The organism is Antrihabitans spumae (genome assembly GCF_043944905.1).
Classification (GTDB): domain Bacteria; phylum Actinomycetota; class Actinomycetes; order Mycobacteriales; family Mycobacteriaceae; genus Antrihabitans; species Antrihabitans spumae.
In genome coordinates, this window is the sequence record NZ_JBIMSN010000101.1 from 1 (window position 1) to 12,754 (window position 12,754).

The window sequence follows — 12,754 nt, forward strand, 5'->3', positions numbered from 1 at the left end:
ACACCCCATTTTCACCCCAGCAGCGCGTCCGGAGGGCACCTTTAACTCACGAGGCGCGAAGCCCCCTGACTGGCAATTCGGTGAGTGCCCGGAACGTGTTGGATACCCGCCAGCTCGGCTCTTCGTCTGCAAGCTCCAGGTGTGGATAGCGCGCGAACAGCCGAGTCAGCGCCTCCGCGGTCTCCATGCGACTCAGCGCAGCACCGAGGCAGAAATGCGGTCCGGAGCCGAATGCCAAGTGACCGTGTGGCTTTCGGCTCAGATCGAGCCGTAGCGGATCGTCGAAACGACGCGGGTCCACGTTTGCCCTGTCCAGCTGCAGCAGCACGAAACTGCCCGCCGGAATCGTCACTCCGCCGAGTTCGACGTCCTCGACCGCCGTCCGTCCCGCCATTTTCACCGGCCCTTCGACCCGGAGCAGTTCCTCGACAGCGTTGACCGGATCGTGTGCAAGCTCCAGAACGTGAGCCGGGTCCTGCACAAGCGCTCTGGTTCCGTTGGCGATCAGATTCGCTGTTGTCTCGTGCCCGGCCGCCAGCAGGAGCAGGCAGGTACCGAGGACCTCGTCGACGGTAATGCCGTCCTGGGCCAGCAATGCGCTGATGAAGTCGTCGCCCGGATGCTGTTTGCGGTCGGCGAGTATCGGTGTGAGTTCGAGCATCAGTTCGATCGATGCGTCGACGCTGGCGACCATATCCTCAGGCGTAGCGTCGAGTTCGAGCATCTTGACAAGATCGGGGGTCAGATCGGCGAACAGCTCGGCGCCTTCGGCTCCGACGTCGAGCAGCTCGGCGATCACGGCAAGCGGGACGACGTACGCGAATTCGTTGACCAGTTCGGCCGATTCGTCGAGCCCGTCCAGCGCCGCCTCCACTATCGACGCGACCCTCGGCCGGATTCTTTCGATCGACCTCGGCGTGAACACCGGACCCACGATCCTGCGCAGCCGGGTGTGGTCGGGTGGATCCATGAAGATGAGAGCGGTCTGCGGCAGATCGCGAATCTCGACCGGTGCCAACGGGTTACGCCGCGGGTCGCTGCTCCAACCGGAGCCACGCAGCACAGCGGACACCTCGTCGTAGCCGTCGACGAAGTACACACCGTACTCGTCGTCGAACCGAACCGACTGTCCTGCAGACGGTTGTCCTGCAATCGGTTGTCCTGCATACGATGTCGTCATTGCTTCGCTCCCCGATGTGCAATATCGAACTCGCCCATAGGCGTCGCCGCCGGACCGTTGTTGTCCCATTCCTGCTGGATGGCCTCCCATGGTCCGGCGCATTCGAGCGCTCCGAGCACGGCGGTGACGCCGAGATCGATACGGGTGAGCATAGTGAAGTCCGGATCGAGCGAAACTTTCCTCAGCACATGGCCGTACGGACCGACCGGTGAAAACTTTTCCTGGACAACGCCTGCCGCGAACGCTGTCGAATACATGAACGGCTGCGGACCCGTCAACATCTCCAGACCACACCTGTAGAAATCCGCTATCTCGCGTGGTTCCGGCAACTCGCCGTCGACCACGATCCCCATGTCGCGAAGGACGAGCATCAGAGCTGGGACGTCGTCCACGACGGCCGCGTTCAACGACCTCTTGACGAGCGTGACCTTGTCTTCGGTGAATCGCTTCACGCAGCCGAAATCGATGAACGTGACGCCGCCGTCGTCGTGGAACAGGTAGTTGCCAGGATGCGGGTCGGCGTTGAAGAGGCCGATGGTCCGCAGGCTGCCCATGGCGAAGCGAGAGATCGTCTCGCCCCATAGATCGCGCAGTTCCTGTGGGGCGGTGAGGGCTTCGGCAAAACGTCGACCTTCGACGAAGTCCATCGTGAGAACTTGACTTGTGGTCAGCTCCGGTACGACCTCGGGAATGCGGATGAACGGATGGCCCCGATAGCCGTCGACGAATGCGGTCTGATTCGCAGCCTCGACGAGATAATCGATCTCTTCACCGATACGTGCGGTGACCTCTTGTGACAGCGCCTTGATGTCGAGTCGCGCCAGTGCGGGTTGTAGACCTTTCGCCATCTGAAAGAACGTGGCGAGCAGTTCGGTGTTGGCGAGATCGGCGCGAATCGCCTCGTCGACGCCGGGATACTGAACTTTGACCGCAACGCGGCGGCCGTCGGCCAGGCGCGCGGCATGAACCTGTCCGATCGACGCCGCGCCGACCGGTACAGGATCGAATTCGGCGAACAGCTCGTCGACGGGCTTGCCCAAATTCGCTTCGATCACGCCTGCAGCCGTTTCGTATGGCATCGGCGGCGCACTGTCCTGCAGTCGTGCCAGCGCTCGTTGATAGACGTTCTGGTTTTCGTCGCCGACGGTAGGGCCGATGGCAGTGAAGGACAGGATCTGGCCCGCCTTCATCAACACGCCCTTGGAGCGTCCCAGGTGGTTTGCGTAGCGGTCGGCGTCCTTGACCCGGTAGTCCGGTCGGCCGGCTTCGGCGTTCTTTCGACGTCGGCGCATCGACTCGACGACAGCCTCCCCCGCGGTTCGCCCTGCGAGCCCGACGAGTGGCATCGCTCTGGCCACTCGACCGCGCTTCGGTATGTGCGCCCGAGCGTCGTCCGCTGCCGTCATCGTTCGTCCTCCACCTCGCCCGTACGAACCCACTTAATGTTCCTCAGTGAACACTTGAGCCACGAGGGTGTCAACAAGTTGACGCTTTGGAAATTTCAGCGTTCACTTAGATCGTGGCAGCGACGACTATGACACGCGACCGCATCCTCGATGCGGCGATGGAACTGTTCAGCGAGAACAGCTTTCGAGGCACGTCCATCACCCAGATCGAGACCGCTGCAGGCCTGACGCCAGGTGCAGGTGGGATCTATCACCACTTCCGCACGAAGGAATCGATCCTCGAAGCGGGTCTCGAACGCCACCTCGACCGCGTCAACGCGGTGCGCGACATCACGCAGTTGATGTCCGGATTGGGTGACCTGCGCGTCGCGCTCACCTTGCTTGCAAAGTACGTGCTTGCCGAACTCGACAACGAAGAAGCTCTGCTGCGCATCCTCGCAACCGACACGCGGACCCGACCACACCTACTCGACGGTGCGGTCCACAACATGGTCCGCAGAATCTATTCGGGATTCGCTTCGTGGCTTGCCGACGAAGCAGACATCAGTGCCGATCGGGCAACCGACATCACCTCCGTCGGCCTCGGGGCCTTGCTGTCGGCACGGTTGGTACCGCTGCTGTTCGGGCTGGCACCACACGACGTCGGGGACGAACAGTTCGTCAAAACCTGGGTAGACATGATGCTGCGGAGTGTCGAGGGCAGCGTCGTGGGCGGCACAACGACTGCACCAGCGGACTGAAAACCGCACTGCACGAACAGAAGCGGCCCCCACGACCGAGTGGTCGTGGGGGCCGGCAACTGTGCAGGTGCGAACGGCGCGGGTGCTAACTCATCAGTGCGCGATCACCGGTTCGCCTTCGCTTGGCTCGGGAACGCCGTTGGGCAGCAATACCGCCGTCAGGACCGCTCCACCGAGGAAGATGAACGTCGCCCACCAGAAGGTCGCGGAGTAGCTCGACACCGCAGCCTGCATGGCAGTCAACTCGTTCACAGCCTTGCCGGACGCGAAGCTCGCGGCCGCCGATGCTGCGATCGTGCTGAGCAGCGCGGTACCGATCGAGCCACCGACCTGCTGGCTGGTGTTGACCATGGCCGACGCGACACCCGCATCTTCGTGAGCGAGTGCCGACGTCGCACCCTGGAAAGCCGTTGCCATCGACGCACCCAAGCCGAGGCCCATCAGGACCAGGCCGGGCAGGATGTGCAGCGCGTAGTTGCTGTCGACCTCGATCTGGGTGAGCAGACCCATGCCGAGCGCACCGATGAGCAGGCCAGCCGTCATCAGGACCCGAGCGCCGAAGCGAGGCAACAGGGCCTGCGACGACGTGACCGACGACGCGATCATCGCGGCGACCATCGGCAGGAAGGCGACGCCGGTCATGATCGGGGTGAAGCCGAGAATCAACTGCATGTAGTAGGTCAGGAACAGGAACACCGCGAACATGCCTGCGCCGACGATGAACACAGCGAGGTAGGACGCGCCGCGAGTGCGGTCCAACACAATTCGCAACGGCAGCAGCGGATTCGCAACGCGACTCTGCAAGTACACGAACACCGCGAGCAGGATCGTGCCTGCAGCGAGCCAGCTGATGGTCGACGAGTCGCCCCAGCCCTCCGACTCGGCCTGGGAGAAGCCGTAGACGATGCTGAACAGTGCGGCTGTCACGGTCAGTGTGCCCGGGATGTCGAGCTTCGGTCGGTCGGTCGTGACGTGCTTGGCAAGCAGAAGTGCGGCACCGACGATTGCGACGGCAGCGAAGATCAGGTTGACGTACATCGCCCAGCGCCACGACGCCCATTCGGTGAGCATGCCGCCGAGCAGCAAGCCGATGGCGCCGCCTGCGCCTGCGATGGCACCGAAGACACCGAATGCCTTCGCGCGTTCCTTGGGTTCGGTGAACGTCACGGTGAGCAGCGACAATGCTGCAGGTGCGAGCAACGCACCGAAGACGCCCTGGCCGGCGCGAGCTGCGACGAGCATTTCGAAACTGGTTGCTGCGCCACCGACCGCGGAGGCAATTGCGAAACCACTCAGTCCGATGAGGAACGTCGTACGCCGTCCGAAGAGGTCACTGAGGCGGCCACCGAGTAGCAGCAGGCTGCCGAACGCGAGTGCGTATGCGGTCACGACCCACTGGCGATCGGCGTCGGAGAACTCGAGCGAACGCTGGGCGGCTGGGAGCGCGATGTTTACGACGGTGGCGTCGAGCACGACCATCAACTGCGAGAGCGCGAGAACACCGAGGATCCACCACCTTGCAGCGTGCGATCCCCGTCCGCGAGCCTGTGGTGCGGCGACATCGGTGTCGGCCGGCTCCAGGGGTTCGATTGTGCTGGTTGTCATGGATCCCCTCGAATCACTAGATGGAGGCGGTTCCTCCACTTACTCGAAATAACGTAACACGTAACGGAGATCATGTCTCCACTTATTTCGGAAACTTGCTAAGATGAGGGTGTGAACACCGTCACCACGAAGGCACCCGCCGCTCCGGCTACCCGCCCGCTACGCGCCGATGCCGCACGCAATCAGCAGCGAATTCTGGAAGCCGCGCGCGAACTCTTCGCCACACGTGGCCTCGAAATCACGCTGGACGACGTCGCCGAACACGCAGGCGTCGGGGTCGGCACCGTCTACCGACGGTTCAGCAACAAGCAGGACCTCATCGCAGGTGTCTTCGAGAAGCATGTCGACGACATGGCCGGTCAGGCCGAGCTCGCGCTGGACAATCCCGACCCGTGGCAGGGACTCGTGCAGTTCTTCGAGTACATGTGCCGCCATATGGCCGAGAATCGTGGTCTCGGTGAGGTTCTCATGACCCTCGACGGTCAGCAGAATCGGTTCGCGTGCGTGCGAGAGCGGATGGAACCCGCTGTGACGAAGGTGATCGATCGCGCCCGTGACGCCGGCGAACTGCGACCCGACGCGGAAGCGCAGGACTTTTTCGCCACTATTCACATGGTCGACTGGATCGCCGATTTCGCAAGGACCGTCCATCCCGAAGTGTGGCGACGCTACTTCTCGATCATGCTCGACGGGTTGCGAGCAGACTCTCGACCGCGGCAGCCCCTGACCGTCGGACCGATGACCTTCGAGCAGGTTCACGAAGCGAAGTCGGCCTGCTTCGGCCGTCGCCGGTAACTCACCGTTAGTCGTCAGCTACCGGTTTCAGCGCTACTATCGGAGCGCAGTTGGTCTCGCGACCACTAGAGACCGACTGGGCTGGCGACCAACGTCGTTCGCCAGCCGCACCCGAATCTCGCATAGCTAATGCGTCGGATCGGCGGTTTCGACCTCGGCATCCGCACCTAAATACGGACCGATTCCGCGCACGAGCGGCACCGCGAGCAACGCGGCAATGCCAGCGACGAGAAACGCCGGACCTGGATGGTCGACAAGCAGTCCGACTATTGTCGCGACCACCAGTCCGCCGAGATTTCCCGACATCCAGATCAATCCGGCAGCCGTTCCCTCGACTTCGCCGGACCGACGCTCGGTCATCGCAAGGACGATCGGCAACGCGGGTAGCAGCAGAAAACCGATCAGGGTCAGACTGCCGTAGGCCACGATCGCTCCCGGTGCAACCGCCAACGCAACGCAGCCCAGGAACGCTGTAATAGCGCCGAGCACAAGCATTTTCAGCTCCCAGCCGCGTCGGGCAGCCACGATCGGCAGCACCGCACAACCGACGACTCCAGCAAGAACGTTGAGCAAGAGGATGATGCTCGCGGTCCCCGAATCCACACCTGCGGGTTCCAACAGCGCTTGAGCGAACGTCGTCAACGCGACGAAGGTCCCGAACGGAAAGAAGACCAGCACGCACAGCCGCCGGATGAAGTCGTCGTTCCAGGCGATCCGAAGAGCGGCGAGACCCGCAGGCGGACGCTGGTGCGAGAAGGCGAACGGCGTTCGTAGCGCGACGACGAGCACCACGGCTGCGATCAAAGAAAATGCAGCGCCGATTGCAATGAGGGTGCCGAGTTGCTCGGCATCGGTGAAGATCGCGCCGAGCAGGAAGGCGATGATCATCCCGGCGAACGTGCTCGCCGAACCGATCGCGATGCCGGCGGGACGATCTTCCTCTGCGAGATAACGTCCGGTGATTCCGGTGATTGCATTGAGAACCAGAGGCTGCGCGATCGCAATGACGATCTGTCCGGTCAACACCCAGACGAAGTCGTCGCCGATCAAGCGCAGCAACCCGCCGACCGCGGTGAGCACCGCACCCGCTGCCAAAGCCTGTGTGAACCACCGATCGAGGAGCAAGCCGGCCGGGATCGCCAAGACAACGTAGAACAGCGGAAACACGTTGGCCAGCCAGCCGATTGCCGACTCGGAGACGCCGTAGTGCTCGGCAGCAACGGTCGTCACCGGGGCGAAGCTGAGCCACAGCACCTGCGTGGCCGCCCCGACCATCGCAAACGCGGCGACGATCGGCCAACGGCTCACCTGTGTTTGCATCATCGAATTCGGGCTCTCTCCTCCGGGTCGGCCGCCTCGAACGGGTGCTCGATCAGGGACACGATGTCGGTTTCGCGATCACGGACGTCCAGGGCAACCTGCACGAACCGGTCGGCGAGAACCGAACGCCGACCAGCGGGCCAGCCGAGCGCGACCACCGAACCCTCGAAACCGTCGATCGGAACGTAGCGGACCCCGCTGTGCGGAGTGTGCCTGGCCGCCCCCGCCACCATCACGCTGCACCCGACGCCTGCCGAGACAACGGCAATTTCCTCTGTGTGCGAGTTGGTGAACGAGGCAATCTTTGCGCGTTTTTCGCCACGATGCGCGTCGAGCGTCCAAAACCGTTGCCACACATCATCTGCCGTGCGCGCGACAACCATGGGTTCGTCGAGCATCTCATCGACGGCGACCGACTTCCGCCCGGCAAGTCGATGAGCGCTCGGCACCGCAAGTACGCATGGCTCGACGAACAGCGGCACGATATCGATATCCGTGACACCGGTCGGCAATCTGAGGAACGCCAAGTCGGAGGTGCCGTCACCGAGCCCGACGGCCGGGTCGTTGAAGCCGAACTCGCGAAGTTCGACGCGAACATCGGGATATTTTTCGGCGAACTGCTCGAGGATCGGCGCAGTCAATTCGAGCGCAGCTCCGACGAGGAAGCCCAAACGCAAGACACCCGACTCGCCCAGTGCGGCTCGCCGGGTCGCCTCGACGCCCGCGTCAAGTGTTGCGAGCATCTCGCGCGCGGTCTCGAGGAACAGCTCGCCCGCCGGCGTCAGTTCGACGGAACGCGTTGTGCGCCTGAGTAGCTGGGCACCAAGATCGTCTTCTAGTTCCCTGATCTGTTTCGACAGGGCTTGTTGCGCAACGAACAACCGCGCGGCCGCACGGCTGAAATGCAACTCTTCTGCGACGGCAACGAAGTATCGCAGCCTCCTGCTCGACACATCCACAATCAAAAATTGTAAATCAGGTCGGAGCCGCTGTTTCACAACTCACCGATTCGAGAGGAGTGTTGCAACCAGCACATCACGACCTCAGGAGTACCGACGTGACCGCACCGACCGAAGCTCTGCCTTCCTCCTGGCACAACTGGAGTGGCCGACTGACCGCGCAGCCGTCTCGGGTCATCGAGCCGCGTGACAGTGCCGCGGTCGCTGCAGCGGTAAAGGATGCGGCCCGAGCAGGTCTACGGGTGAAGGCTGCCGGTTCCGGACATTCGTTCTCCGAGATCGCCGTGCCCGACGATGTATCGCTGCGGCTGACCCACCTGGACGGGATCATCGATTGCGACGAATCCACCGGGCTCGTCACGGTCGCTGCAGGCACTCCCCTGTATCGACTGAACCAAGCGTTGGCCGAACGGGGATTGGCGCTCGAGAACATGGGCGACATCGATCGCCAAACCATCTCCGGCGCAACGGCAACCAGCACCCACGGCACCGGAGCCAAGTTCGGCAGCATCTCGACGCAGATCCGGCGGCTCGAAATCGTCCTTGCGGACGGGTCGATCGTGACCTGCTCGCCCACCGAGCGACCCGAACTGTTCTCCGCAGCGCGAGTCGGTCTCGGCGCACTCGGAATAGTCATAGCGGTGACGCTGCAATGTGTGCCCGCCTTCGCATTGCACGTCGTCGAGGAAACGATGTCGCTCGATCGTGCTGTCGAGGAACTGGATTCGTTCGTCGACGACAACGACCACTTCGAGTTCTTCTGGTTCCCGCACAGTCGTCTGGCCTCGACACGTCGGACGACCCGGCTGCCGGGCAACGCGCCGCTGCAGCCGATCAGCCAGCGCCGAAGCAAGTTCGACGACGACTTCCTCGCCGACGTCGTATTCGAGCGGCTGCTCCGTTTCGGTAGCCGATACCAGCGCACTATTCCGGCGATCACCCGCGCGGGGGCACGAGCACTCGGTGGCCGCGACTTCACCGACATGTCGCACAACGCGTTTGCCTCCAAACGCGACATTCGGTTCAACGAGGGTGAATACGCCATCGCCCGCGAAGACGCCGTCGACGTGCTGCGCGAGATCCGGCGCTGGACCGAAAGTCACGACGAGAAGATCTCGTTTCCACTCGAGGTGAGGTTCGTTGCCGCAGATGATATTCCGCTTGCTCCCACCTACCAGCGGGACACCTGCTACATCGCGTTCCATCAGTATCACCGGATGCAGTACGCCACGTATTTTGCTGCGCTGGAAGGAATCTTCGGAGCCGTCGGTGGCCGGCCGCACTGGGGAAAGATGCACAGCCTCAGCGCAGACGAACTACGCAGCCTCTATCCACAATTCGACACCTTCGTTGCCATGCGCGACAAGGTCGACCCGACAGGCGTTTTCACCAACTCCTATCTCAACCGCACTCTCGGCGCACCATCCAACGGCTCGCAGCGGTGACTCGCCTTCGATTGCAAGCCAAAGGTAAGCAGTGACAGGCTATTCGGTCGGCCGCGGCATTTCCGACATCACTGGAGAACCCGCCGATGCGGGCATGCTCGGGTACGGCAAAGCCGAGCAACGCAGCGACGGCATCCACACCCGCCTGCGCGCTCGAGCGTTCGTCTTCGAGTACGGCACCGACCGCTTGCTCTTGGTGGTGTGCGAGATCCCGTTGATCTTCGACAGCATCTGCAATGCCGTGTTGGCCAGGCTCGCAACACGATTCGGTGATCGCTACACGGCTGCCAACACGATGATCACGGCGACACACACCCACTGCGGACCCGGTGGCTACTCCCACCACTACACCTACAACGCCACGACGAACGGCTATCGCGCCAAGACCTTCGATGCCATCGTCGACGGCGCGGTCAAAGCTGTCGAGCGTGCCGATGCAGACCTCTCCCTCACAACACTCACGCTGTCGCGCACCGAACTGCACAACGCAAGTGTGAACCGGTCTCGCGTCGCCTTCGATCGAAATCCTCTGCATGACAAGACGTTCTTCCCTGAGGCCAACGACCCGCAGGTGACCGTTCTTGCTATGGAACGCGAGGACGCAGCGGTCGGTGCTATCACCTGGTTCGCCACGCACAACACCAGCATGACCAACACCAACACGTTGATCAGCTCGGACAACAAGGGCTACGCAAGCTACCACTGGGAGCGGCTCACCGAGAACGTCGACTATCTCCGCGATCACACTCCCTCGTTCATCTCCGCGTTCGCGCAGACGAACTCCGGAGACATGTCCCCCAACTTGAACCTGAAGCCAGGCAGCGGACCGACCGATGACGAAGTGCGCAACACCCGAATCATTGGGTTGCGCCAGTTCGATGCTGCAACAAAGGCTCTCACCGAACAGACTGCCGCTGTCGTCGGCGGGCTGGACAGCCGAACTCTGTATGTCACGCTGTCCGGCTACGAAGTCGCACCCGAATTCACCGGTGACGGCAAGGCCCATCGCACAGGCCCACCTATCCCGGGGGCCGCCGCGATTGCGGGAGCTTCCGCGGATGGAGACGGGTTTGCAGGCTTCAGCGAGAACGGCAACCCGTTGTTCGATCGGGTCTCTCGGCATCTGATCTACCGATTGTCCGGCTCCCTCGCGGACAGTCACGCGCCCAAAGGCCTTGTCGCCCCAGCGGGATCGATCAACAAGGTCGTTCCGATGATCATCGAGCGAGTTCCGGTGCAACTGTTCCGAATCGGGCAGCTGTACCTGATCGGCATACCTGGGGAAGTGACGATCGTCGCAGGTCTGCGGCTGCGGCGCACGGTCGCCGCCATAGTCGGAGCCGAGTTGGCCGACGTTCTGGTCGCCGGCTACAGCAACGGCTACATCCACTACGTCACAACACCCGAGGAGTACGAGGCCCAACGCTATGAGGGCGGCAGCACCATGTTCGGCAAGTGGGAACTGCCTGCGCTGCAACAGATCGCGGCGCAACTGGCAACGGCGATGCGGGACGGGGTTGCCGTCGACCACGGCGATCCGGCGCCGGACCTCTCTGGGCGAAAGCGCCGCGGACCAGCGCAGGCGCCTGCGGACGAGGCTTTGTCGGGTCACGACTTCGGTGATCAGTTGACGGCACCTGCAGGCCGCTACGTCGCCGGTGATCGTGTGGTTTCGACCTTCGTCGGTGCCTACCCGAACAACGATCTACGCCGGGGCGACACCTATCTCGAGGTCCAGCAGCAGACGGAAGCAGGCTGGGCGAGGATTGCGGACGACGGCGACTTCGCAACGACCTACCGTTGGAAGCGTCGCGGCAAGGCTGGGTCGGTCGTCGAGGTAGCGTGGCGAATCCCGGACGACGCGGCGGCAGGCACCTATCGCCTGCGCTATCACGGCGATGCCCGCGACGCGGCAGGCCAACTCTCGCCGTTCACCGGCACGTCGAACACGTTTGGTATCGAATAGGGGGAATCCCTGCTGCAGCTTTCGGAGGAACAGTGAACGAAGCATTCGACGGTCGGAGTTTCAGTCGTCGGTCGATGTTGACAGGAACTCTCGCTGCGGCCGCAGCCGTCGGAGCGACGCTTGTCCCCGGCGGCGCGGTGGCGCGGGCGACCGCGTCGAAGTATCCGTTTCCAACCGGCAAGAATCTGACCGTCCTCGTCACCGGTGACGCCGGAACAGGCGCTGCGGGACAGCTCGCTGTGGCCGAGGCAGCGAAGAAGCTGTTTGCGGGCGAGCAGCTTTCGCTTGCAATCGGATTGGGCGACAACATCTACGAGGACGGCGCCGAGACGCCCGACGACGACGAGTTCGGCACCAAGTTCGAGGTACCCAACACCGGCCTCGACGTGCCGTGGCTGATGGCACTCGGCAATCACGACAACTCGCTCATCATTCCGGGAGATGGGAGCTGGCTGGAGAAGGGCAACAACGAAGTCGGCTATCACGCGCGTTCGCCGCGCTGGTGGATGCCGTCGCGGTATTACTCGGTTGCCCTTCCTGCCAACGATCCGATCGTCGAATTCTTCGTGCTCGATCTGAATCCGCTGTGCTCCTACATTCCACAGATCCTGAACTACTGGGCGCCGAACGGTCCGTACATGACCGGCCAGCGGGAATGGCTGCGACAGAGTCTGGCGTCGTCGCCTGCGAAGTGGAAGATCACGTGCAATCACTTCTCGTATATCGCGAACGGACCGCACGGCAATGCCGCTGCCTACGATGGGGTTCCGGCGCTGCTGCCGCACGCGAACGGCACCTACGCGAAGGACTTCTTCGATCAGGAAGTCCTCGGTCGGGTCCCGATTCTGCTTGCCGGGCACGACCATTCACAGCAGGTCCTCACCCCGACAGCCGCTACCAAAGGCGCTTACCAGATCGTCTCGGGCGCTGCCGCCAAGTCGGTCGGCGGTCAGTCGCGGATCACCAATCCTGCGCTCTACCAGGACTTCAGCAATCTCGGGTTCATGGTGCTCGACATCTCCCCGAGCTCAGTCGCCGTTCGCGTGTACACGGTCGATATCCCGAGCGCGACTGCAACATTGGCATTCCAGCAGCAGCTCGCGGGCACCTAGGGCGCTCCGCAGCAGCTCGCGGGCACGAGGGCGCTCCGCGCCTCGTGAGTCCTTTCGGTGGTTCTGCCCTCCGAAAAGGACTCACGAGCCGCAGGCCTAATTGTGGTGTTGTGCAGGTACTTTGCGTCGAAAGTGTGTCGGTGGGTGCCGCTACGATTAGCACATGCTTACTGCTTATCTGCTTAAGTGGACTGATTCTTCAGAAGTCATCAAATGTGTTGCTGGA

At 62.7% G+C, this 12,754-nt stretch carries 10 protein-coding genes; 5 read left to right on the forward strand and 5 right to left on the reverse strand.

Going from position 1 to position 12,754, the window contains the following annotated elements:
- Positions 1–46 precede the first annotated feature (46 nt).
- Both ACHIRB_RS21635 and ACHIRB_RS21640 read right to left on the reverse strand, forming a co-directional pair.
- Entirely contained in the window at positions 47–1,180 is a 1,134-nt protein-coding gene (locus ACHIRB_RS21635; RefSeq protein ID WP_395126331.1) for a cytochrome P450, read from the reverse strand.
- Positions 1,177–2,586, reverse strand: coding sequence for an ABC1 kinase family protein (locus ACHIRB_RS21640; protein WP_395126330.1), 1,410 nt, complete (start codon positions 2,584–2,586; stop codon positions 1,177–1,179). Before ACHIRB_RS21640 ends, ACHIRB_RS21635 begins: the two co-directional genes overlap by 4 nt.
- Positions 2,587–2,699: 113 nt before the next feature.
- On the opposite strand from ACHIRB_RS21640, the gene ACHIRB_RS21645 reads away from it, so the two are divergent.
- Positions 2,700–3,326, forward strand: coding sequence for a TetR/AcrR family transcriptional regulator (locus ACHIRB_RS21645; protein ID WP_395126329.1), 627 nt, complete (start codon positions 2,700–2,702; stop codon positions 3,324–3,326).
- Between the two features lie 93 nt (positions 3,327–3,419).
- Here the strand turns inward: ACHIRB_RS21645 and ACHIRB_RS21650 are convergent, their stop codons facing one another.
- Positions 3,420–4,931: an MFS transporter gene (locus ACHIRB_RS21650; RefSeq protein WP_395126328.1), complete on the reverse strand. Its 1,512-nt coding sequence runs from the start codon at positions 4,929–4,931 to the stop codon at positions 3,420–3,422.
- Between the two features lie 111 nt (positions 4,932–5,042).
- Here ACHIRB_RS21650 and ACHIRB_RS21655 point away from each other — a divergent pair, with 111 nt between their 5' ends.
- A complete protein-coding gene (locus ACHIRB_RS21655; protein ID WP_395126327.1) occupies positions 5,043–5,726 on the forward strand; it encodes a TetR/AcrR family transcriptional regulator in 684 nt (227 codons plus the stop codon).
- A 126-nt stretch (positions 5,727–5,852) separates the two neighbouring features.
- On the opposite strand, the gene ACHIRB_RS21660 is transcribed toward ACHIRB_RS21655, so the two are convergent.
- Positions 5,853–7,049: an MFS transporter gene (locus ACHIRB_RS21660; protein ID WP_395126326.1), complete on the reverse strand. Its 1,197-nt coding sequence runs from the start codon at positions 7,047–7,049 to the stop codon at positions 5,853–5,855.
- Positions 7,046–8,005, reverse strand: a complete 960-nt coding sequence (locus ACHIRB_RS21665; protein WP_395126325.1) for a LysR family transcriptional regulator — start codon at positions 8,003–8,005, stop codon at positions 7,046–7,048. The genes ACHIRB_RS21660 and ACHIRB_RS21665 overlap by 4 nt, the downstream gene beginning before the upstream one ends.
- A 98-nt stretch (positions 8,006–8,103) precedes the next feature.
- Between ACHIRB_RS21665 and ACHIRB_RS21670 the strand changes: the two genes are divergently transcribed.
- From ACHIRB_RS21670 to ACHIRB_RS21680, 3 genes are read left to right on the forward strand one after another with little or no spacing between them, the layout of a single operon-like run.
- A complete protein-coding gene (locus tag ACHIRB_RS21670) occupies positions 8,104–9,450 on the forward strand; it encodes a D-arabinono-1,4-lactone oxidase (RefSeq protein WP_395126324.1) in 1,347 nt (448 codons plus the stop codon).
- Positions 9,451–9,481: 31 nt separating this feature from the next.
- On the forward strand, positions 9,482–11,416 hold the full coding sequence (locus tag ACHIRB_RS21675; protein WP_395126323.1) for a neutral/alkaline non-lysosomal ceramidase N-terminal domain-containing protein: 1,935 nt from the start codon (positions 9,482–9,484) through the stop codon (positions 11,414–11,416).
- Between the two features lie 32 nt (positions 11,417–11,448).
- Positions 11,449–12,528: a metallophosphoesterase gene (locus ACHIRB_RS21680; RefSeq protein WP_395126322.1), complete on the forward strand. Its 1,080-nt coding sequence runs from the start codon at positions 11,449–11,451 to the stop codon at positions 12,526–12,528.
- Positions 12,529–12,754 lie beyond the last annotated feature (226 nt).